The sequence below is a fragment of the Leclercia sp. genome (assembly GCF_036780805.1).
In the GTDB taxonomy this organism is placed as follows: domain Bacteria; phylum Pseudomonadota; class Gammaproteobacteria; order Enterobacterales; family Enterobacteriaceae; genus Enterobacter.
This window is the reverse complement of record NZ_DAIQCE010000001.1, coordinates 230,074-250,746: the sequence shown is the minus strand read 5'-3', so window position 1 is coordinate 250,746 and position 20,673 is coordinate 230,074. Positions and strand designations below refer to the sequence as shown.

Below are 20,673 nucleotides of genomic sequence, written 5' to 3'. Positions count from 1 at the left end.
CCCATTAATTCCTGCTAACTCGCAATAATATCGACACGAATAAATATTAAAAATATTTATTACTATTATACAGTTACAGTAAAACAGCCTGATAAAAGAAACGCACCAGTCGGGCTGGGGATTGTCTGGCAATTTCTTTCGCCAGAGAAAGAAAAAACAGCACCAATAAATTAGGCGTTATCATAATCATTCCAGGAAAGAAATAATACAGTCCGGACACGGCTATATTGGCAGTAAGGAATGTTTTCGGATTTTATAAAAAGAACTATAATTAATATAACGTTTAAATAACGATATATTCATGATGGAAATAATTAAAGCCGATTCGGTCTGTGCAGGGATGTGTTGATTTGTTACATTTTTTACCCACTCAGCCAGCCGGCAAAACATAAAATAGGGTTTCTGTTGCTCGGTCACGGATCAGCAGACCACGAGTAATGGCCACGGTTAATCTGGAGAAAAAATGACTAAAGGTAAAATTCTACTTCTGGGCGTACTGATGTCACTGGCGAGCGCGGCCTTTGCTGCACCGCAAGCCGTAGCGGCACCCTCTGGCATCCAGGCCTATGAGGAACAGGAGTTTGTAGCCGATTTTACGAAATTCAAGATTGGTGATTTCGCCCCTGCGCAGTACCTGACACCTGAGTACACCATTAAGCAGTATAAGCTGCGCAACCTGCCTGAACCGCAGGCTGGCACGCACTGGACCTATATGGGTGAGAACTACGTGTTGGTCGGGGATACTGACGGCAAGATCTATAAAGCGTATAACGGCGATATCTTCTACCACCGTTAATCGCAAGGTAAACGCAAAACGGTCGCCCTGAGGTGACCGTTTTTTGTATTTGCACCCTCTCCCGTGGGAGAGGGCCGGGGTGAGGGCATCAGGCCGCACCCAAATGTTATACCGCGCGGAATGCGATATCGCCCGGGATCACTTCTCCCTGCCAGTATAGTTGTGCCGCAACGCGATCCGCCAGCTGGCGGTACATCTCAGCAAACTCACTTTCAGGACGGTTAACCACGGTCGGCTTCCCGCTGTCGAGATCTTCACGCAGCGTAATGTGCAGCGGCATCTGGCCCAGCAGCTGGGTGTGATACTGCGCCGCCAGCTTCTCTGCCCCGCCTGTGCCAAAGATCGCTTCATGGTGACCACAGTTGCTGCAAATGTGCATGCTCATGTTTTCGACCACGCCCAGCACCGGCACTTCTACCTTCTCGAACATTACGATGCCTTTTTTGGCGTCGATCAGCGCGATGTCCTGCGGTGTAGTGACCACCACCGCCCCGGTAACCGGGATGTTCTGCGCCAGCGTCAGCTGAATGTCACCGGTACCCGGCGGCATATCCAGCACCAGATAATCGAGATCCGGCCACATCGTCTCCTGCAACATCTGCAACAGCGCTTTGCTGGCCATCGGCCCGCGCCACACCATGGCGTTGTCGTCGGTCACCAGATAGCCAATGGAGTTGGTCGCCAGACCGTATGCCATAATTGGCGCCATATGGGTGCCATCCGGCGAGGTCGGACGCTGATTTTCCGCGCCCAGCATGTTCGGGATCGACGGACCATAGATATCGGCATCCAGAATACCGACCTTCGCCCCTTCGGCGGCCAGCGCCAGCGCCAGATTCACGGCGGTGGAGGATTTGCCCACCCCACCCTTACCGGAGCTGATGGCGATAATGTTCTTCACGCCGTTGATGCCCGGTTGGTTTTTCACCCGCTTCAGGGTGGCGATGGCGTGGGACAACTTCCAGTCAATCGCCTTTGCCCCGGTGATGCGCAGCAGCTCAGCGCTGGTTTCCTCTTTCAGCGTCTCAAACGCATGGTTCCAGACGAACGGCATCTGCAGCTCAACATGCAGGGTATCATCCAGCCACGCCACGTGATGCAACGCCTTGAGAGCAGTGAGATTATGCTTCAGGGTGGGGTGCTGAAAATTAGCCAGCGTCCCGGCGACCATTGCGCGCAAGGCTTCCGGTGATTTGGCCTGGGATTGAGAACTCATCCCGACTCCTTTTGTTATTGTGGATAAGAGCTTTGTTGAACAAGTTTACCTGAAAGGCCATGGTTTGTGCTTACTTAATAATGCCCCTTTTGGTACTATCAAAACCCTTTTCACTACAAAAGAAGTAATGTCCACTATGACTCAAGTCGCGAAAAAAATTCTGGTGACGTGCGCTCTGCCGTACGCTAACGGCTCAATCCACCTCGGCCACATGCTGGAGCATATCCAGGCTGATGTCTGGGTCCGTTACCAGCGAATGCGCGGCCATCAGGTAAACTTCATCTGTGCAGACGACGCACACGGCACCCCGATTATGCTGAAAGCACAGCAGCTCGGTATCAGCCCGGAGCAGATGATTGCTGATATGAGTCAGGAGCATCAGACGGACTTTGCTGGCTTCGACATCAGCTACGACAACTATCACTCCACGCACAGCGACGAGAACCGCGAGCTGTCGGAGCTGATCTACACCCGCCTGAAAGAGAACGGTTTTATTAAAAACCGCACCATCTCTCAGCTCTACGATCCGGAAAAAGGCATGTTCCTGCCGGACCGTTTTGTGAAAGGCACCTGCCCGAAATGTAAATCCCCGGACCAGTACGGCGATAACTGCGAAGTGTGCGGCGCGACCTACAGCCCGACCGAGCTGATCGAGCCGAAATCCGTGGTATCCGGCGCTACCCCTGTGATGCGTAATTCCGAGCACTTCTTCTTCGACCTGCCGTCGTTCAGCGAAATGCTGCAGGCGTGGACCCGCAGCGGCGCGCTGCAGGAGCAGGTAGCGAACAAGATGCAGGAGTGGTTCGAATCCGGCCTGCAGCAGTGGGATATCTCCCGCGATGCGCCGTACTTTGGCTTCGAAATCCCGAACGCACCGGGCAAATACTTCTACGTCTGGCTGGACGCGCCAATCGGCTACATGGGTTCCTTCAAGAACCTGTGCGACAAGCGCGGCGACACCACCAGCTTCGAGGAATACTGGAAAAAAGATTCCGACGCCGAGCTGTATCACTTCATCGGTAAAGACATCGTCTATTTCCACAGCCTGTTCTGGCCAGCCATGCTGGAAGGCAGCGGCTTCCGCAAGCCTACCAACCTGTTCGTTCACGGTTATGTGACGGTGAACGGCGCGAAGATGTCCAAATCCCGCGGCACCTTCATTAAAGCCAGCACCTGGCTGAACCACTTTGACGCCGACAGTCTGCGCTACTACTACGCGGCGAAGCTCTCTTCCCGTATCGACGACATCGACCTGAACCTCGAAGATTTCGTCCAGCGCGTGAACGCCGACATCGTCAACAAAGTGGTGAACCTGGCCTCCCGTAATGCCGGCTTTATCGCCAAACGTTTTGACGGCGTAATGGCGGCTGAACTGGCGGATCCAGCGCTGTACAAAACCTTCACCGACGCGGCTGCCGTGATTGGTGAAGCCTGGGAAAGCCGCGAATTCGGCAAAGCGGTACGTGAGATCATGGCCCTCGCCGATCTGGCTAACCGCTACGTTGACGAGCAGGCCCCGTGGGTTGTGGCAAAACAGGAAGGCCGCGACGCCGACCTGCAGGCAATCTGCTCCATGGGTATCAACCTGTTCCGCGTGCTGATGTCTTATCTGAAGCCGGTTCTGCCGCAGCTGGCCGCGCGTACCGAAGCGTTCCTGAACACCGAACTGAGCTGGGACAGCATTAACCAGCCGCTGCTCGGCCATAAGCTGAACGCCTTCAAGGCGCTGTACAACCGCATCGAGATGAAGCAGGTAGAAGCTCTGGTTGACGCTTCTAAAGAAGAGGTGAAAGCCGCAGCCGCACCGGTAACCGGCCCGCTGGCGGACGATCCGATTCAGGAGACCATCACTTTTGATGATTTCGCGAAAGTTGACCTGCGCGTGGCGCTGATCGAGAACGCGGAATTCGTCGAAGGCTCTGACAAACTGCTGCGCCTGACGCTGGATCTGGGCGGCGAGAAGCGCAACGTCTTCTCCGGTATCCGTTCCGCGTACCCGGATCCGCAGGTGCTGATTGGTCGTCAGACGGTGATGGTTGCCAACCTGGCACCGCGCAAAATGCGCTTCGGCATCTCTGAGGGGATGGTGATGGCAGCAGGCCCTGGCGGGAAAGATATCTTCCTGTTAAGCCCTGACGAAGGCGCGAAGCCGGGTCAGCAGGTGAAATAACAAAAAAGCCGGAGATAATCTCCGGCTTTTTTTATGGCATTTTGTTTTCTCCCTCTCCCTGTGCGAGAGGGTCGGGGTGAGGGCATCAGGCCGCACCCATGCCGCATTTACGCTTTCGGGTGATGCACCCGGTGGGTTAAACCACGCAGGAAGTTACGCAGGAACTGGTCCCCGCACTCGCGGTAGTTTTTGTGGTCCGGTGCGCGCATCATGGCGGTCACTTCCGGCACGGATACGCGGTATTTCTGCTCCGTCATAATCGCCACAATATCGTCCGTTTTCAGCGAGAACGCGATGCGCAGCTTTTTCAACACCGTGTTGTTATTGACCCGACGCTCCAGCGCCAGCTCAGGCGCGGACTCATCTTTGCCGCGCTTGTCATAGATAAGACCGTTCAGGAAGCCTGACAGGATGATGTCCGGGCAGCGAACAAACCCCTCTTCATCTTCTTTGGTCATCCAGGTATCGAAACCGGCAGACGTGGCTTCCATCTCGGCAAGCGCAAGAATGCGCACCATGTCGTTGTTGTTTGCTTTCAGGGTGTAGCGCAGGCTACGAAGAATATCGTTGCTAATCATGTGTGCCTTTCACTGTCGATGATGCTATGGCGCGCAGTGTAGCAGTTTTACAGCCCTATCGCCTCCTTCAAACTCTTCAGGTAGCGACGGCTGACCGGCACCGTCTGCCCGGCCCGCAGCACCAGCTCCGCCTGCCCGTTCTCCTCCAGGCGGATCTCCTTCAGGTGCGCCATATTCACCAGATACTGACGATGACAGCGCAGCAGCGGCGTGCGGCTCTCCAGGGTGCGCAGGGTTAGCTCGGTAAAGCCCTCTTTGCCTTCTCCGCTGGTGACAAATACCCCGCTCATCCGGCTGCTGACAAAGGCCACGTCGTCCATCTGCAGCAGATAAATGCGGCTGTGGCCGGTACAGGGGATAAACTTCAGCGGCTGCTGATGTTCCGCCAGCAGGGACACATCCTGCACGTTGCGCTCCTGGCGCAGGCGATTGAGGGTCTTTTCCAGCCGCTGCTCTTCGATGGGTTTCAGCAGATAGTCAAAGGCGTGCTCTTCAAAGGCCTTGACGGCGTATTCGTCAAAGGCGGTAAGAAACACGATGTAGGGCCGATGTTCCGGGTCGAGCATCCCCACCATCTCCAGGCCGCTGATGCGCGGCATCTGGATATCCAGAAACAGCACGTCGGGGCGCAGCTTATGCACCGCGCCGATGGCTTCGATGGCGTTAGCGCACTCGCCCACAATCTCGATATCGCTCTGTTCCTGCAGCAAATACCGCAGGTTTTCCCGCGCCAAAGGCTCATCGTCGACAATCAGCACGTTTAACATGCGTGTTCCTCCAGAGGCAGTCTTAAGGTTATGCGGGTAAAGCAGTCGGGCTCGCAGACGACGGTGATGCCGCAATCCTCACCAAAATGGGCGCGCAGGCGTTTATCCACCAGCCCCATCCCCAGGCCGCCGCCCTCTTTGGCAGAGGTATAGAGCCCGGCGTTGTCTTCAATATCCAGCACCAGATAGCGGTTAAAGCGGCTGGCGGTGATGGCGATCTGTCCGGTGCCCAGCAGCTGCGAAGTGCCGTGCTTAATCGCATTCTCCACGATCGGCTGCAGGGTAAAGGCCGGCAGCTGCTGCCAGGCCAGTTCGTCAGGCACCGAGAGCGTCACCTGCAGGCGTGACTGGAACCGGGCCTGCTCAATTTGCAGATAGGCGTTCACATGCTCAATCTCATCGGCCAGGGTGACGATTTCCGAAGGCCGTTTCAGGTTCTTACGGAAAAAGGTCGAGAGAAACTGCACCAGCTGCGTCGCCTGCTCGCTGTCACGGCGGATCACCGCTTTCAGGGTGTTCAGGGCGTTAAACAGAAAATGCGGGTTGACCTGCGCATGCAGCAGCTTGATCTCCGACTGGGTCAGCAGCGCCTTCTGCCGCTCGTACTGCCCGGCGAGGATCTGCGCCGAGAGCAGCTGGGCAATCCCCTCCCCGAGGGTACGGTTGATGGAGCTGAACAGGCGGTTTTTCGCTTCGTACAGTTTGATGGTGCCCATCACCCGCTGATTTTCGCCACGCAGCGGGATCACCAGCGTCGAGCCCAGCTTGCACTGCGGATGCAGCGAGCAGCGGTACGGCACTTCATTCCCGTCGGCGTAGACTACCTCACCGGTCTCAATGGCGCGAAGCGTATAAGTGGACGAAATCGGTCTGCCGGGCAGGTGGTGATCGTCGCCGGTGCCGGTAAAGGCCAGCAGCTTTTCGCGATCGGTGATGGCAACAGCGCTGATATCCAGCTCCTGATGCAGCACCAGGGCCACCTTCATGCTGTTCTCTTCGTTAAAGCCCTGACGCAGGATCCCCTCCGTCGAGGCCGCCACTTTTAGCGCCGTCGCCGAAAAAGCGGAAGTGTATTTTTCAAACATTGCCCGCTTGTCGAGCAGAATGCGCATGAACAGCGCAGCACCCAGGGTGTTGGTGACCATCATCGGGGCGGCAATGCTGCTGACCAGATGCAGGGCATCCTCGAACGGGCGGGCAATCAGCAAAATGATCAGCATCTGCACCAGCTCGGCAACCAGGGTGACCATGCCCGCGGTCAGCGGGCTGAAAACTTTATCCGGGCGACCGCGCCGGACCATCACGCTGTGGATCAGGCCCCCCAGCAGCCCTTCGACGATAGTCGAGATCATACAGCTCAGCGCCGTCATTCCGCCCATTGAGTAGCGGTGCAGCCCCCCGGTCAGGCCCACCAGCCCGCCGACCACCGGGCCGCCGAGCAGGCCGCCCATCACCGCGCCAATCGCCCGGGTGTTGGCGATGGAGTCTTCAATATGCAGGCCGAGATAGGTGCCGAGAATGCAGAAAATGGAGAAGGTGACGTAGCAGAGCAGCTTGTGCGGCAGGCGAACGGTGACCTGCATCAGGGGAATGAACAGGCGCGTTTTGCTCATCAGCCATGCGATGACCAGAAATACACACATCTGCTGAAGCAGCAGCAACACCAGATTAAATTCGTACATGCCCACAAACCACAACGGTAAAACCGCGTAACATACACCGAAGCGCATTAACTTTCCTGGCAGCATGAGGATAAAAATGTGTTTTCGTGCCAGGCATCACACCTTTTATTCAACGTAATCTTAAATTCACGTAAATAGTCCAAAAAAAGAGGGATCCTTCCTGGTTCGCCATTCTCCGTCTACAGTTAATCTGGGTATGTGCAAGCCGGGGGATAACATGGCGCTCTACACGATTGGGGAAGTGGCACTCCTGTGTGATATCAATCCTGTGACGTTACGCGCATGGCAACGACGTTACGGATTACTTAAACCACAGCGAACCGACGGCGGACACCGGCTGTTTACCGATGCGGATATCGACCGCATCCGTGAGATCAAGGGCTGGATCGATAACGGCGTTCAGGTCGGCAAGGTCAAAACGCTACTGAGCCCGGAGGGTCAGGAGCAGCAGGACATCTGGCGCGAACAGCAGGAGGTGCTACTGCGTTATCTGCAGTCCGGCCATCTGCATCGCCTGCGCGTGTGGCTCAAGGAGCGCGGCAGCGAATACCCTGCGCAAACCTTAATTTCGCACCTGTTCATTCCGTTACGCCGAAGGCTGCAGTCGCAGCAGCCCACCCTGCAGGCGCTGCTGAGCGCGCTCGACGGGGTGCTGATCAACTATATTTGCATCTGTCTGGCCACCGCGCGAAAGAAGAACAGCAAGGATGCGCTGGTGGTTGGCTGGAACGTACAGGACACAACCCGGCTGTGGCTGGAGGCGTGGATTGCCGCGCAGCAGGGCTGGCGCGTTGACGTGCTGGCGCACTCGCTGGTGCAGCTGCGCCCGGAGCTGTTCGACGGGCAGACGCTGCTGGTCTGGTGCGGCGAATCCCCGACGGCAGCGCAGGAGCAACAGCTTACCCAGTGGCAGGCGCATGGTTATCCCGTGTTCCCGCTGAAAGGCAATTAATGGTTCATTAACAGCCGCGCTTCACCGTATAATCGCTCTGTTAACATCAGGAGCACATTATGAAGGCAACCAAAGTCGCGGTTATCACCCTGTTCTTACTCATGGCCGTCAGCGGTATTGGGGGCGTGATGCTGGCAGGGTATTCGTTTATTGTCCGTGGCGGTGTCGGCTGAGGCTCTGCGCCAGCCGCTCAAACGCACGATCCACCACAATCGCCGCCAGCGCCACCAGCAGCGCACCCTGGATGATATAGGCCGTATTAAACCCGCTTAAGCCGATAATGATCGGCGTCCCCAGCGTATTGGCCCCCACCGTTGAGGCAATGGCCGCCGTACCGATATTGATAATCACCGAGGTGCGGATCCCGGCCAGCATCACCGGCGCGGCGAGCGGCAGCTCAACGTTGCGCAGACGCTGCCAGCCGCTCATCCCCATTCCTTCTGCCACGCTGATGGCCGCTGTAGGCACTGACGCCAGCCCTGCCAGCGTCGCCTGCAAAATCGGCAGTACCCCGTAGAGGATCAGCGCGATAATCGCGGGCTGCTGTCCAAATCCCATGACCGGTACCGCAATCGCCAGCACCGCCACCGGCGGGAAGGTCTGCCCGACCGCGGCGATGGTCTCGACCAGCGGGCGAAACTCACGGCCAGCCGGGCGCGTGACCGCAATCCCGGCACCGGCCCCCAGCACGATGGCAATCAAACTTGAGATCCCCACCAGCCAGAAGTGTGACAGCGTCAGGCTGACAAAGCTCTCCTGCTGATAGACCGGGCGCGGCAGCTCGGGAAACAGCGCGCTGAACAGCGGCGCGCTGTAGGGCATCGCCAGCAACAGCGCCACAAACAGCGCCACCAGCCACGGGAGTGGGTCACGTAACCACGTCATGCGCCATCTCCTGATTGAGCAAATCGCGAAACCAGAGCGTACCGCAGGGCCGATCCTGGTCGTCCACCACCGACAGGCTTTCACGCCCGCTGCTGACAAAGGCCGAGAGCGCATCCCGCAGGCTCATGGACGCCCGCAGCGGAGTGTCGTCACTGGCGGCAATCTCCCGGCGCATCAGCTCGCCCACCGTGCGCAGCGACAGCAGGCGCACGCCCAGCTCGCTGCGGCCAAAGAACTCGCGCACGAAGGCATTTGCGGGCTGGGTCAGCAGCGTCAACGGCGCTCCCTGCTGTACCACCCTGCCGTGATCCATCAATACCAGATGGTCCGCCAGCCGCAGGGCCTCATCGATATCGTGGGTGACCAGAATAATGGTGCGGCCCAGAATGCGGTGGATACGGGTCATCTCCAGCTGCAGCGCGCTGCGGGTCACCGGATCGAGGGCACCAAAGGGTTCATCCATCAGCAGCACCTCCGGGTTAGCGGCCAGCGCACGCGCCACCCCTACCCGCTGCTGCTGCCCACCGGAGAGCTGATGCGGGAAACGCTCGCGCAGCACCGGCTCCAGCCCCAGCAGCGCCATCAGCTCATCCACCCGATCGTTGATTTTTTGCTGCGGCCATTTTTGCAGCTGTGGCACGGTGGCGATATTGCGCGCCACCGTCCAGTGCGGAAACAGCCCGATGGACTGAATGGCGTAGCCCATCCGCCGACGCAGCTCCAGCACCGGCAGGCTGCGGATCTCCTCTCCGGCAAAGCGGATCAGGCCGCTGTCGTGCTCCACCAGCCGGTTGATCATCTTCAGGGTGGTCGATTTACCCGACCCCGACGTGCCAATCAGCACCGAGAATGCCCCTTCGGCAAAGGTCAGATTGAGATCGCTGACTGCAGGTTCGCCGGCAAAGGTTTTATTTACATCATGGAATTCAATCATTGGTTCTCCTTCGCAGCAGGGCGATCCACAGGGCAAAGAGCGCATCCACCACCACTGCCAGCACGATGGTGGGGATAACCCCCAGCAGCACCAGATCCAGGGCGCTGCTCAGCAGCCCCTGGAACACCAGCGCCCCGAACCCTCCGGCACCGATTAAGGCCGCAATCACCGCCATCCCCACCGTCTGCACCGCTACCACCCGCAGGCCGCGCAGCAGCACCGGCAGCGCCAGCGGAAGCTGGATCTGCCAGAAGCGTTGACGGGTATTCATCCCCATCGCGTCGGCGCTCTCCAGCACCTCGGCCGGTACCTGGCTGAGCCCCGCCAACACCCCGCGCGCCAGCGGCAACAGGGCATAGAGCACCAGGGCGATCAGCGCCGGGGTCATGCCTGTCCCGGCAATCCCCAGCGATGACAGCCACGGCCAGGCGCGGGTCAGCCCGGCGAGCGGGGCAATCAGCAGGCCAAACAGCGCCACGGACGGCACGGTCTGAATCACGTTGAGCACCGCAAACACGGGCCCCTGTGCCGTCGGGCGGCGATAACAGAGGATCCCCAGCGGCACGCCGACCAGCAGCGCCGGAACCAGGGTTCCCAGCAGCAGGGTAAGATGCTGCGCGAGGGCCGCGTCAAAGACATCCTCGCGGTTGGCATACTCTTTCAGCAGGGAGAGAGAATTGAGCTCGCCGCTAAACAACACCGCCAGCGGCAGGATCCAGATTTGCGCCTGTAGCACCCAGCGCCAGAGCGGCTGCGGGCTAAGCCGACGAATGACATCGCTACAGGCCAGCAGACAGAGCGCCAGCCACAGCCACAGGCCGCTGCCCACGGCGGTACGCGCCAGCGGGCTTTCGCTGGTGGCGAGGTGGGACGCCGCCAGCCCGGCGCTCCAGACCAGCGCGGCGAACAGCAGTTCGCAGACCACCAGCGTCGCTGCCAGCGCCCAGCGTCCGCGAGCCAGGGTTAACCCCAGCAGCAGGCCCAGCGGTAACAGCAGCAGCACAGGGGAAAACGACCACACCTGCCAGAGGGCGCGCCCCTCCCCGGACACCAGCCGGTTAGGAGCGAAATTGACGAAAGGTAATGCGCCTGCGACCAGGGCGACAATCGCCAGCAGCAGCAGGACGCGGTTATGGCATTTTATCGGCACAGCGTTATCCTGGGGGCTACTTCACCAGTCCCTTTTGCTTCAGGTAATCTGCCGCCACTTTTTTGGCATCCAGCCCCTCCACCGCAATACTGGCATTCAGCTGTTGCAGGGTTTTCTCGTCCAGACTTTCAAATACCGGCTTCAACCAGGCGTCCAGCTCCGGGTAAGCCTTCAGCACCGCTTCGCGCACCACCGGCGTCGGGGCATAGATTGGCTGAACGCCTTTCGGATCGGTCAGGGTTTGCAGACCCAGCGCCGCCACCGGGCCGTCGGTGCCGTAGGCCATCGCCGCATTCACGCCCGAGGTTTGCTGGGCTGCCGCTTTAATGGTAACTGCGGTATCGCCGCCCGCAAGCGACAGCAGCTGGCTCTGGTCCAGCTTGAAGTCATAGGCTTTTTCAAACGCCGGCAGGGCATCCGGGCGCTCGATAAATTCCGCCGAGGCGGCGAGTTTGAAATCGCCCTTCTCTTTCAGGTAGCGGCTAAGATCGTCAAGGGAGGTGAGTTTGCCTTTCTCCGCCACGTCCTTACGTACCGCGATGGTCCAGGTATTGTTGGCCGGTGCCGGGGTGAGCCAGATCAGTTTGTTCTGGTCGGCATCGAGTTTTTTGACTTTGTCATACCCGGCTTGCGCATTTTTCCATGCCGGATCGTTTTCGTCTTTGAAGAAGAAAGCACCGTTGCCGGTGTATTCCGGGTAGATATCCAGCTCGCCGGAGGTAATCGCGCCGCGCACGACCGGGGTGGTGCCCAGCTGCACTTTATTGACGGTTTTTACGCCGTGGCTTTCCAGCACCTGCAAAATGATATTGCCGAGCAGCGCGCCTTCGGTATCGATTTTAGAGCCGACTTTTACCGGCTCCGCCGCCTGTAACGGCAGACTCAGCGCCGCCAGCAACACCGTAGATCCCAACATCCCCTTTGCAATCGTCATAGCGCTATCCTCATTTTTTTGCTGCCTTTTTCAGAGGCTTGAGAGAAAAGCGTAGCTTAAAACGGCGGAATTAACCGTCAAAATGCCTTTTTAGCATAAGGTAAGACGCATCCCCCGCGAGACGGGGGATGCAAAGGCAGGAAGGTTACAGCAGCTCGAACTCGCCTCTGTTCACCCGGGCAGAATCGACGCCGATAAAGACGTTGAATTTGCCTGGCTCAGCGGCGTATTTCATCTGCTGATTCCAGAACTTGAGCGCATCCACGTCAATCGGGAAGCTGACGGTTTTGGTTTCGCCGGGTTTCAGGTGCACCTTCTCGAAGCCACGCAGCTGTTTCACCGGGCGGCTCATGGAGGCGGTGACATCCTGGACGTACATCTGGATCACCGTATCCCCTTCGCGTTTGCCGCTGTTGGTCACCTCGACGCTGGCGGTGACGTTACCGTCCGCTTTCATCGTCGGAGCAGACATCTTCACGTCAGAAACGGTGAAGGTGGTGTAGCTCAGGCCATAGCCAAACGGATAGAGCGGACCATTGGCTTCGTCGAAATAGCGCGAGGTGTACTTGTTCGGTTTATCCGCGTTGTACGGACGGCCGGTGTTGAGGTGGCTGTAGTACACCGGGATCTGCCCGACGGAGCGCGGGAAGGACATCGGCAGTTTGCCCGACGGGTTGTAATCGCCAAACAGCACGTCGGCGATGGCGTTACCGCCCTCGGTACCGGCGAACCAGGTTTCCAGGATCGCGTCAGCCTGCTGATTCTCGTCAACCAGCGCCAGCGGACGGCCGTTCATCAGCACCAGCACCAGCGGTTTGCCGGTGGCTTTCAGCGCAGCAATCAGCGCCTTCTGGCTCTGCGGCAGGGTGATATCGGTACGGCTGGAGGCCTCATGGGCCATGCCCTGGGCTTCACCCACCACGGCAACGACGACGTCAGACTGCTTCGCGGCGTTAACCGCCTCGTCAATCATCTCCTGCGCCGGTCGCGGATCGACCTTCACCGCCTCTTCATACTGATTGAGGAAGGTGACGATGTCGTTGTCGCTGGTGACGTTGGCACCTTTGGCGTAAATCACCTTGCCCTTGTCGCCCAGCGCATCTTTAATGCCGGTCAGCACGGTCACGGACTGATCGGCCACGCCTGCCGCAGACCAGCTGCCCATCACGTCGCGCTTGCTGTCAGCCAGCGGCCCTACCACCGCCACGGTGCCGGACTTCGCCAGCGGCAGCGTTTCGAGACGGTTTTTCAGCAGTACCAGGCTTTCGCGCGCCACGTCGCGGGCTTCTTTACGGTGTAAACGGCTCTCGGCGTTGGTGTCCACCGGGTCGGAATCTTTTGGCCCCAGATGGCTGTACGGATCGTTAAACAGCCCCATGTCGTACTTCACGTTCAGGACGTGGCGCGTGGCGTCATCCAGCTCCGCCATGGTGACTTTGCCGCTCTTGACCAGATCCGGCAGGTACTTGCTGTAGTACTCGTCGCTCATGCTCATGTTGATGCCGGACTTCAGCGCCACCCGCACCGCGTCTTCCGGGTCCGATGCCGAGCCGTGCTTGATCAGCTCTTTAATCGCGCCGTGGTCGGAAACGGTGATGCCCTTAAAGCCCCACTGGTCGCGCAGCACGTCTTTCAACAGCCAGGAATCCGAGGTCGCAGGCGTGCCGTTCAGCGAGTTCAGGGCCACCATCACCGCGCCGCTACCGGCATCAAGCCCGGCTTTGTACGGCGGCATATAGTCGTTAAACAGGCGCTGCGGGCTCATGTCGACGGTGTTGTACTCTTTCCCGCCCTCCACTGCGCCATAGGCGGCGAAGTGCTTGACGCTGGTCATCACCGAGTAGCGATCGGCCGGGCTTTTGCCCTGCATCGCTTCAACCATGGTTTTGCCCATGGTTGCGGTCAGATAAGTATCTTCCCCGAAGCCTTCGGAGCCGCGGCCCCAGCGCGGATCGCGGGAGACGTCGACCATTGGTGCCCAGGTCATGTTCAGACCGTCGTCCGCCGCTTCGTAAGCCGACACGCGGCCGACGGTTTTCACCGCGTCGAGGTTAAAGGAGGAGGCCAGGCCAAGGCTAATCGGGAAGACGGTACGCTGTCCGTGCACCACGTCATAGGCGAAGAATAACGGGATTTTCAGGTGGCTGAGTTCCATCACCTGGTCCTGCATTTTGCGGATATCCTGGCGGGTGACGGTATTAAAAATCGCCCCCACCTGGCCGTTTTTAATCATCTCGCGAATGGCTTCTTTCGGATTGTCCGGTCCGACGCTGATCAGACGCAGCTGGCCGATTTTCTCATCGACCGACATCTTTGTGAGCAGATCGGTGACAAATGCGTCACGGGCTTCCGGCGTCAGCGGATGATTGCCAAACAGGTCGTCAGCCAGCGCGGGTTGCAGCGCCAGACTTACAGCTACCCCTACAGAACAAAGCCATTTCATCTCGTTTACTCTCTCATCAATAACCGCCGGATAGTCGCGGCCAGACCGTACGAAAAGCGCAGTGTGCCATAAACCCTGTGAACCTTGCAGGGTTTATTCTCTGATTTTTCTGGTGAATACTGGTTCGCTTAAACATTAATCGCGCTATGATTTTGGACGACGTATTCGACTGACCACAAGGGGTGGATGATGTCTTTTGAACAACCGCACAATAACACCGACTTTATTAATGAACTGACGCGACTGGTGGGATCTGCGCACCTGCTGACCGACGCCGCGAAAACCGCCCGCTACCGCAAGGGCTTTCGCTCCGGACAAGGGGACGCGCTGGCGGTGGTGTTCCCTGGCACCCTGCTGGAGCTGTGGCGGGTGCTGAGCGCCTGCGTGGCGGCAGACAAAATCATTCTGATGCAGGCGGCGAATACCGGCCTGACCGAAGGTTCCACGCCGAACGGCAACGATTACGACCGCGACATTGTGATCATCAGCACCCTGCGCCTCGACAAGCTGCATCTGCTGGACAAGGGCGAGCAGGTGCTGGCCTATCCGGGCACCACGCTCTATTCGCTGGAAAAGGCGCTGAAGCCGCTGGGCCGGGAGCCGCACTCGGTGATTGGCTCGTCCTGTATCGGTGCCTCGGTGATCGGCGGCATTTGCAACAACTCCGGCGGCTCGCTGGTGCAGCGCGGCCCGGCCTACACCGAAATGTCGCTGTTCGCCCGCATTGATGAGCAGGGCAAGCTGACCCTGGTGAATCACCTGGGGATCGATCTGGGCGTTACGCCAGAGCAGATCCTCAGCAAGCTGGATGACGATCGCGTCAAGGACAGCGATGTGCTGCACGACGGACGTCATGCCCACGATCATGACTACATCAGCCGGGTGCGCGAAATCGACGCCGACACCCCGGCGCGCTATAACGCCGACCCGGACCGCCTGTTTGAATCCTCCGGCTGCGCGGGCAAGCTGGCGGTTTTCGCCGTGCGCCTCGACACCTTCCCGGCAGAGAAACGCCAGCAGGTGTTTTACATCGGCACTAACCAGCCTGAGGTGCTGACCACTATTCGTCGCCACATTCTCGGAGAGTTCGCCCACCTGCCGGTCGCCGGTGAGTATATGCACCGGGATATTTACGACATTGCCGAACGCTACGGCAAAGATACCTTCCTGATGATCGACAAGCTCGGCACTGACAAGATGCCCTTCTTCTTCACCATGAAGGGGCGCACCGATGCGATGCTGGAGAAGGTGTCGCTGTTTAAGCCGCACTTTACCGACCGTTTTATGCAAAAGCTGGGCAACGCCTTCCCGGCGCACCTGCCGCCGCGGATGAAAAGCTGGCGCGATAAGTACGAGCACCACCTGCTGCTGAAGATGGCGGGCGACGGCATTGCCGAAGCGCAGAGCTGGCTGAGCGAATTCTTCAAAAACGCCGAGGGCGACTTCTTTGCCTGTACCCCTGAAGAGGGCAGCAAGGCCTTTTTACACCGCTTTGCCGCCGCCGGGGCCGCGATCCGCTATCAGGCGGTACACGCCGACGAGGTGGAAGACATTCTGGCGCTGGATATCGCCCTGCGCCGCAACGATACCGACTGGTTCGAGACGCTGCCGCTGGAGATCGACAGCCAGCTGGTACATAAGCTCTATTACGGCCACTTTATGTGCTACGTCTTCCATCAGGATTACATCGTCAAAAAAGGGGTCGACGCCCACGCCCTGAAGGCACAGATGCTGACGTTATTACAGGCGCGCGGGGCGCAATACCCGGCGGAACATAATGTCGGTCACATTTACGAAGCTCCGGCCGCATTAAAGCAGTTTTATCGTGCAAATGACCCGACAAACAGCATGAACCCGGGCATTGGTAAAACCAGCAAGCAGAAAAACTGGAAAGGGGAACCTGAAGCAGTGAGTAATGACCTGCAAGCCACTGATCAAACCAGTTAGCCGGATTGGGCCCGCTGTTAAGCCCATACAATTCGTACTAGAGTAGCCACGGGTCGCCAGAGAATCGTTTCTCTGGCTTTTTTTGATGAGGAGCGGACATATTATGTCGGCTGTTGAAACTTTCTCCGAAACTGACGTTCAGATTCGCGATGCCGAGGCGGAGGATGCGCATGCCATTACTGGCATCTACGCCTGGCACGTTCTTAACGGGCGCGCCTCCTTTGAAGAGGTTCCCCCTACCGTAGACGAAATGCGCCAGCGCATGAACGCGGTAACCAGCCAGGGTTTGCCGTGGCTGGTGGCGCTCTATCGGGGGATTGTGGTGGGCTACTGTTACGCCACCCACTATCGTTCACGCCCCGGATACCGTTACACCATTGAAGAGTCAATTTACGTTGAGGCCAGCACGCCCGGACGCGGCTTTGGCAGCGCGCTGCTGAGCGCCCTGATTGCCCGCAGCGAAGAGGGGCCGTGGCGGCAGATGATCGCTATCGTCGGGGATGGGCCAAACAATGCCGGTTCGCTACGCCTGCATAAAAAGCACGGATTCGAAGTGGCGGGACAGCTGAGAAGCGTGGGATACAAAAAAGGGGACTGGCGCGATACGCTGATTATGCAGCGCCCCCTCAACGACGGTGACTGGACGCCGCCTGGTTAAGGCGGCGCTACGCTTGCACGAGCCTACGGGTTATGTAGGCCGGGTAAGCGTAGCGCCACCCAGCATTGACAGACCACTCAATCGTTTTGCGCGGTCGCCATCTGGGCGGCTTTCTGCTTTTTATAGCTCAGGGCCGCGGCCGGTACCGGCTGCGCCTTCCCGGTTTCAATCCAGGTACGCAGACGGCTGGCATCGGCAAAGTGGGTATATTTGCCGAAGGCATCCATCACCACCAGCGCGACCGGCTTGCCATTAATCACCGTACGCATCACCAGACAGTGGCCCGCGGCGTTGGTAAAGCCGGTTTTGGTCAGCTGGATATTCCAGTTATCGCGGTAGACCAGATGGTTGGTGTTACGAAACGGCAGGGTATACGCCGGGTTCGAGAAGGTCGCCATCTCTTCGCGCGTCGTGCTGAGCTGGCCAAGCAGCGGGTACTGCTTAGTGGCAATCAGCAGTCTCGTCAGATCCTGCGCCGTCGAGACGTTATGAATCGACAGGCCGGTTGGCTCCACAAAGTGCGTCTGGACCATTCCCAATGCTTTCGCTTTCGCGTTCATCGCGCGGATAAACGCGTCATAGCCGCCCGGATAGTGGTGCGCGAGGCTTGCCGCGGCACGGTTTTCCGAGGACATCAGCGCCAGCAGCAGCATGTTTTTGCGGCTGATTTCGCTGTTCAGGCGCACGCGGGAGTAGATCCCTTTCATCTCCGGCGTATGGCTGATGTCGACGCGCAGTTTTTCATCCAGCGGCAGTCGTGCATCCAGCACCACCATCGCGGTCATTAATTTGGTAATCGAAGCGATCGGGCGCACCAGATTCGGGTGGCTGGAATAGATCACTTTGTTGGTATTCAGATCGACGATCATGGCGCTACCGGAGGCGATCTCCGGCTGTGCAGCCGTAGTCACAGCCGCAGGTTTGGCGATCGCCGGGGTCGCCACTGGCACAGCCAGCAACAGCGCAAGACTCAGTAATGAAACGCGGAATTTCAGCATGGTGAGATTTCTGATAATTATTCATGCACGTAATAACGTACACCGCCCGGATCATAGCGCGAACGCGGGCTGGCTAAGGCATCATAGCCGTCCGGATGCCTTGCTGCCAGTAGTTAATCATGAACAGATGCTGCATTGCTGGCAATTACGCCAGCAATGCAGTGATGTCAGAAGAGACGGTATCCATAACCCCAAAGAATAACTGTCAGCGCGAGCAGAACCTCCAGCAACAGCACGCCGATGGCGAGCGTTGAACCGGAGAAGCTGCGCCCCTCTTCTTTGTTGATATTCAGGAAGGTAGGAATGCCGATATAAAGCAGATAGCCGGTGTAACAGAGCGCCAGGGTCCCCACCAGCGCGCACAGCCAGACTATCGGATAGAGCGCCACAATCCCGCTCAGAAACAGCGGCGTCGCGACGTAACCGGCAAAGACCATGCAGTGTGTCAGCGAGGGCCGCTGTGGATAGCGGCGCGCCATCCAGTAAATCACCCGCCCCATCACTGCCACTCCTGCCAGCATCAGTCCGTAAAACACTACGGCCAGTGCCAGACCGGTCATCCACGAGAGCTTCACAATGTTGCCGTCGTCAAAATCCCAGCCAATTTGCGTGGTACCGATAAACGCGCAAATGACCGGCACGGCGGCCATCAGCAATACGTGGTGCGTATAGTGATGACTGACCGTTTCGTTTTCGCCTCTGATGACGTGCATTTCACGATCGGGATGGGAAAAGAGTCCCCAGACATGGTTCATAACGCCCCCTTGTTGTCGGCCCGCTAGCGATAACTCAAGTATAATGCAGGCCTGAGATTATTTTTTGTACAGTATAAAATTGCCGCTGAGGGGCCAGGGTTCTGGTATGTTAATCCCTGTTAAACAGGGTTTTACAGGAAGGAGTCTCTGATGCCGGAATTCGTTTTTTTCAAAAAAGGAAATAAAACCACTGCGCTGGAGAAGGCTGACGTGCAGGGGGCCGCGCTGTTGCTCGCCCAGGGCTATAAAAAGCAGTTTGAAGAGGTACTTGCCGCAGACAGCCAGCGTGCGCTGGCCCGTCTGGCCGATATCAAAAAAGAAGAAGAGATCGCCCCCTTCGCCTGGGCGACAGGTGCCATCTTTAGTGGGCTGCTCATTGTCATTATGGCGGTCGTGGGATACCTGTTCGGCAACTAGCGTATCCTGCGCTACGCTTAACCTATGGATATCAATACTCTCATTGCACAATATGGCTATGCCGCGTTGGTTGTTGGCAGCATAGCGGAAGGCGAAACCATCACCCTGCTGGGTGGCGTGGCGGCGCATCAGGGATTATTACGTTTTCCGCTGGTGGTGGCCGCCGTGGCGCTGGGCGGGATGATCGGTGATCAGCTGCTCTACCTGGTGGGGGTGCGGTTTGGTCCGACGATCCTGAGACGTTTTTCGCGTCACCAGAAGAAAATCGACCGCGCCCAACAGCTGATCCAGCGTCACCCCTACCTGTTCGTTATCGGTACCCGCTTTATGTACGGGTTCCGTATCATTGGCCCGCTGCTGATTGGTGCCAGTCGCCTGCCGCCGAAAATTTTCCTGCCGCTGAACATTATCGGCGCTATTGCCTGGGCGCTGATCTTCACCACCTTAGGCTACGTCGGGGGTCAAGTGCTGGAGCCGTGGCTGCACACGCTCAACCAGCACCTGCGCCACTGGATCTGGTTGATCCTGGTGGTGGTGCTGGTTCTCGCGGTACGCTGGTGGCTGAAACGCCGGGATCGCCGCTAACTTACTCCGCCGGTTTAAACTGCGGATTGCCCAGCATAAAGCCGCCATCGACGATAAAGGATTGTCCGGTGGCGTAGCTGGCGTCGCTGTCACAGAGCCAGGCGACCAGGCTGGCGATCTCTTTGGTATGCCCCGGCCTTGCCAGCGGAATGTTCGGCATGGAGCCCGGCTTGACTTCGCTGTCGTCCATATTATTCATCGGCGTGGCGATGGCCCCGGGCGCGACGGCGTTGACCAGAATATTGTGATGCACCAGCTCCATCGCCATCGACTTGGTCAGGCCGCCGAGGGCATGCTTGGCCGAGGTGTAAGCGCTGGCCTCCGGCAGCGGGGTATGTTCATGCACCGAGGTGATATTGACGATGCGCCCCCCCTCCCCCTGCTTCACCATCTGCCGGGCGGCAATCTGTGAGCAGAGAAAAGCGCCATCCACATCGACGGTAAATATGGATCGCCACTGGTCGTACTCCATATCGAGGAACGACGCTTTGGTCATCGCCCCGGCGTTGTTGACCAGCACGTCGATGCGTCCGAAGCGTTCAATCAGCCTCTCGATCGCCGACGCCCCGTCCGGCAGGTGGCTAAGATCCAGCTGGATGGCCTCAGCCCGCTGCCCCCGCGCCTCGATCTCACGACAGGTTTTCATCGCCCCTTCTTCATCCGAGTGCCAGGTGACGCCAATATCAAACCCGCGCTCCGCCAGCATCAGCGCCGTGGTTTTGCCGATCCCCGAATCCGATGCCGTTACAATAGCCACACGATTGGTTGAACCCATACTCACCTCCTGAAAACCACAAAGAGGTAAG

General features: G+C 58.2%; 20 protein-coding genes. 8 read left to right on the top strand and 12 right to left on the bottom strand.

Translation table 11 applies throughout. From position 1 onward, the window contains the following. The first annotated feature begins 463 nt into the window (after window positions 1–463). Complete coding sequence (locus V7Q49_RS01075; protein ID WP_333848884.1) at window positions 464–796, top strand: RcnB family protein; 333 nt, start codon at window positions 464–466, stop codon at window positions 794–796. A gap of 106 nt (window positions 797–902) precedes the next feature. On the opposite strand, the gene apbC is transcribed toward V7Q49_RS01075, so the two are convergent. Further along, on the bottom strand, window positions 903–2,012 hold the full coding sequence (apbC, locus tag V7Q49_RS01070) for an iron-sulfur cluster carrier protein ApbC (protein ID WP_333848883.1): 1,110 nt from the start codon (window positions 2,010–2,012) through the stop codon (window positions 903–905). 136 nt (window positions 2,013–2,148) lie between these two features. Here apbC and metG point away from each other — a divergent pair, with 136 nt between their 5' ends. Beyond that, window positions 2,149–4,182, top strand: coding sequence for a methionine--tRNA ligase (gene metG, locus V7Q49_RS01065; RefSeq protein ID WP_333848882.1), 2,034 nt, complete (start codon window positions 2,149–2,151; stop codon window positions 4,180–4,182). Between the two features lie 107 nt (window positions 4,183–4,289). Here the strand turns inward: metG and V7Q49_RS01060 are convergent, their stop codons facing one another. Genes V7Q49_RS01060 through V7Q49_RS01050 form a run of 3 tightly spaced genes read right to left on the bottom strand, consistent with a single transcriptional unit; the run spans window position 4,290 to window position 7,209 of the window. Then, window positions 4,290–4,760 (bottom strand): DUF1456 family protein, encoded by a 471-nt coding sequence (locus V7Q49_RS01060; RefSeq protein WP_333848881.1) that lies wholly within the window; start codon window positions 4,758–4,760, stop codon window positions 4,290–4,292. Window positions 4,761–4,807: 47 nt separating this feature from the next. Continuing rightward, window positions 4,808–5,527, bottom strand: coding sequence for a two-component system response regulator BtsR (gene btsR / locus V7Q49_RS01055; RefSeq protein WP_333848880.1), 720 nt, complete (start codon window positions 5,525–5,527; stop codon window positions 4,808–4,810). Then, window positions 5,521–7,209: a sensor histidine kinase gene (locus V7Q49_RS01050; RefSeq protein WP_333848879.1), complete on the bottom strand. Its 1,689-nt coding sequence runs from the start codon at window positions 7,207–7,209 to the stop codon at window positions 5,521–5,523. The genes btsR and V7Q49_RS01050 overlap by 7 nt, the downstream gene beginning before the upstream one ends. Before the next feature lie 217 nt (window positions 7,210–7,426). Between V7Q49_RS01050 and mlrA the strand changes: the two genes are divergently transcribed. Further along, window positions 7,427–8,161, top strand: a complete 735-nt coding sequence (gene mlrA / locus V7Q49_RS01045) for an HTH-type transcriptional regulator MlrA (protein ID WP_333848878.1) — start codon at window positions 7,427–7,429, stop codon at window positions 8,159–8,161. Window positions 8,162–8,220: 59 nt separating this feature from the next. Beyond that, a complete protein-coding gene (locus V7Q49_RS01040) occupies window positions 8,221–8,334 on the top strand; it encodes a protein YohO (RefSeq protein ID WP_333848877.1) in 114 nt (37 codons plus the stop codon). Here the strand turns inward: V7Q49_RS01040 and V7Q49_RS01035 are convergent. The 5 genes from V7Q49_RS01035 to bglX all read right to left on the bottom strand — a co-directional run bounded on the left by V7Q49_RS01035 (window position 8,309) and on the right by bglX (window position 14,507). Beyond that, a complete protein-coding gene (locus V7Q49_RS01035) occupies window positions 8,309–9,046 on the bottom strand; it encodes an ABC transporter permease (protein WP_333848876.1) in 738 nt (245 codons plus the stop codon). The two genes, V7Q49_RS01040 and V7Q49_RS01035, sit on opposite strands and share 26 nt — an antisense overlap. Continuing rightward, on the bottom strand, window positions 9,030–9,980 hold the full coding sequence (locus V7Q49_RS01030; RefSeq protein WP_333848875.1) for an ABC transporter ATP-binding protein: 951 nt from the start codon (window positions 9,978–9,980) through the stop codon (window positions 9,030–9,032). The genes V7Q49_RS01035 and V7Q49_RS01030 overlap by 17 nt, the downstream gene beginning before the upstream one ends. After that, on the bottom strand, window positions 9,973–11,130 hold the full coding sequence (locus V7Q49_RS01025; RefSeq protein ID WP_333848874.1) for an ABC transporter permease: 1,158 nt from the start codon (window positions 11,128–11,130) through the stop codon (window positions 9,973–9,975). Before V7Q49_RS01025 ends, V7Q49_RS01030 begins: the two co-directional genes overlap by 8 nt. A 16-nt stretch (window positions 11,131–11,146) precedes the next feature. Beyond that, window positions 11,147–12,064 carry a glycine betaine ABC transporter substrate-binding protein OsmF gene (gene osmF, locus V7Q49_RS01020; RefSeq protein WP_333848873.1) on the bottom strand — a complete coding sequence of 306 codons (918 nt, stop codon included), beginning with the start codon at window positions 12,062–12,064 and terminating at the stop codon, window positions 11,147–11,149. A gap of 145 nt (window positions 12,065–12,209) precedes the next feature. Beyond that, window positions 12,210–14,507 carry a beta-glucosidase BglX gene (bglX, locus tag V7Q49_RS01015; protein WP_333848872.1) on the bottom strand — a complete coding sequence of 766 codons (2,298 nt, stop codon included), beginning with the start codon at window positions 14,505–14,507 and terminating at the stop codon, window positions 12,210–12,212. 189 nt (window positions 14,508–14,696) lie between these two features. Here bglX and dld point away from each other — a divergent pair, with 189 nt between their 5' ends. After that, on the top strand, window positions 14,697–16,454 hold the full coding sequence (dld, locus tag V7Q49_RS01010) for a D-lactate dehydrogenase (RefSeq protein ID WP_333848871.1): 1,758 nt from the start codon (window positions 14,697–14,699) through the stop codon (window positions 16,452–16,454). A 103-nt stretch (window positions 16,455–16,557) separates the two neighbouring features. Next, window positions 16,558–17,112 carry a GNAT family N-acetyltransferase gene (locus V7Q49_RS01005; RefSeq protein ID WP_333848870.1) on the top strand — a complete coding sequence of 185 codons (555 nt, stop codon included), beginning with the start codon at window positions 16,558–16,560 and terminating at the stop codon, window positions 17,110–17,112. Between the two features lie 77 nt (window positions 17,113–17,189). On the opposite strand, the gene pbpG is transcribed toward V7Q49_RS01005, so the two are convergent. After that, window positions 17,190–18,110, bottom strand: a complete 921-nt coding sequence (pbpG, locus tag V7Q49_RS01000) for a D-alanyl-D-alanine endopeptidase (protein WP_333848868.1) — start codon at window positions 18,108–18,110, stop codon at window positions 17,190–17,192. Window positions 18,111–18,277: 167 nt separating this feature from the next. Beyond that, window positions 18,278–18,865 (bottom strand): Yip1 family protein, encoded by a 588-nt coding sequence (locus V7Q49_RS00995; protein WP_333848867.1) that lies wholly within the window; start codon window positions 18,863–18,865, stop codon window positions 18,278–18,280. Window positions 18,866–19,015: 150 nt separating this feature from the next. On the opposite strand from V7Q49_RS00995, the gene V7Q49_RS00990 reads away from it, so the two are divergent. Next, window positions 19,016–19,282 carry a hypothetical protein gene (locus tag V7Q49_RS00990; protein WP_333848866.1) on the top strand — a complete coding sequence of 89 codons (267 nt, stop codon included), beginning with the start codon at window positions 19,016–19,018 and terminating at the stop codon, window positions 19,280–19,282. A gap of 24 nt (window positions 19,283–19,306) precedes the next feature. After that, window positions 19,307–19,867 (top strand): DedA family protein, encoded by a 561-nt coding sequence (locus tag V7Q49_RS00985; RefSeq protein WP_333848865.1) that lies wholly within the window; start codon window positions 19,307–19,309, stop codon window positions 19,865–19,867. Window position 19,868: 1 nt separating this feature from the next. Here V7Q49_RS00985 and V7Q49_RS00980 read toward each other — a convergent pair whose 3' ends face one another. Continuing rightward, a complete protein-coding gene (locus V7Q49_RS00980; RefSeq protein ID WP_333848864.1) occupies window positions 19,869–20,642 on the bottom strand; it encodes an SDR family oxidoreductase in 774 nt (257 codons plus the stop codon). Window positions 20,643–20,673 lie beyond the last annotated feature (31 nt).

Coding starts and splice junctions, on each gene's coding strand:
- V7Q49_RS00985 (WP_333848865.1), top strand. CDS start 19,307: ATGGATATCAATACTCTCATTGCACAATATGGCTATGCCGCGTTGGTT.
- V7Q49_RS01030 (WP_333848875.1), bottom strand. CDS start 9,980: ATGATTGAATTCCATGATGTAAATAAAACCTTTGCCGGCGAACCTGCA.
- V7Q49_RS00980 (WP_333848864.1), bottom strand. CDS start 20,642: ATGGGTTCAACCAATCGTGTGGCTATTGTAACGGCATCGGATTCGGGG.
- V7Q49_RS00990 (WP_333848866.1), top strand. CDS start 19,016: ATGCCGGAATTCGTTTTTTTCAAAAAAGGAAATAAAACCACTGCGCTG.
- V7Q49_RS01035 (WP_333848876.1), bottom strand. CDS start 9,046: ATGACGTGGTTACGTGACCCACTCCCGTGGCTGGTGGCGCTGTTTGTG.
- V7Q49_RS01075 (WP_333848884.1), top strand. CDS start 464: ATGACTAAAGGTAAAATTCTACTTCTGGGCGTACTGATGTCACTGGCG.
- bglX (WP_333848872.1), bottom strand. CDS start 14,507: ATGAAATGGCTTTGTTCTGTAGGGGTAGCTGTAAGTCTGGCGCTGCAA.
- V7Q49_RS00995 (WP_333848867.1), bottom strand. CDS start 18,865: ATGAACCATGTCTGGGGACTCTTTTCCCATCCCGATCGTGAAATGCAC.
- V7Q49_RS01050 (WP_333848879.1), bottom strand. CDS start 7,209: ATGTACGAATTTAATCTGGTGTTGCTGCTGCTTCAGCAGATGTGTGTA.
- btsR (WP_333848880.1), bottom strand. CDS start 5,527: ATGTTAAACGTGCTGATTGTCGACGATGAGCCTTTGGCGCGGGAAAAC.
- osmF (WP_333848873.1), bottom strand. CDS start 12,064: ATGACGATTGCAAAGGGGATGTTGGGATCTACGGTGTTGCTGGCGGCG.
- dld (WP_333848871.1), top strand. CDS start 14,697: ATGTCTTTTGAACAACCGCACAATAACACCGACTTTATTAATGAACTG.
- mlrA (WP_333848878.1), top strand. CDS start 7,427: ATGGCGCTCTACACGATTGGGGAAGTGGCACTCCTGTGTGATATCAAT.
- pbpG (WP_333848868.1), bottom strand. CDS start 18,110: ATGCTGAAATTCCGCGTTTCATTACTGAGTCTTGCGCTGTTGCTGGCT.
- V7Q49_RS01060 (WP_333848881.1), bottom strand. CDS start 4,760: ATGATTAGCAACGATATTCTTCGTAGCCTGCGCTACACCCTGAAAGCA.
- apbC (WP_333848883.1), bottom strand. CDS start 2,012: ATGAGTTCTCAATCCCAGGCCAAATCACCGGAAGCCTTGCGCGCAATG.
- V7Q49_RS01005 (WP_333848870.1), top strand. CDS start 16,558: ATGTCGGCTGTTGAAACTTTCTCCGAAACTGACGTTCAGATTCGCGAT.
- metG (WP_333848882.1), top strand. CDS start 2,149: ATGACTCAAGTCGCGAAAAAAATTCTGGTGACGTGCGCTCTGCCGTAC.
- V7Q49_RS01040 (WP_333848877.1), top strand. CDS start 8,221: ATGAAGGCAACCAAAGTCGCGGTTATCACCCTGTTCTTACTCATGGCC.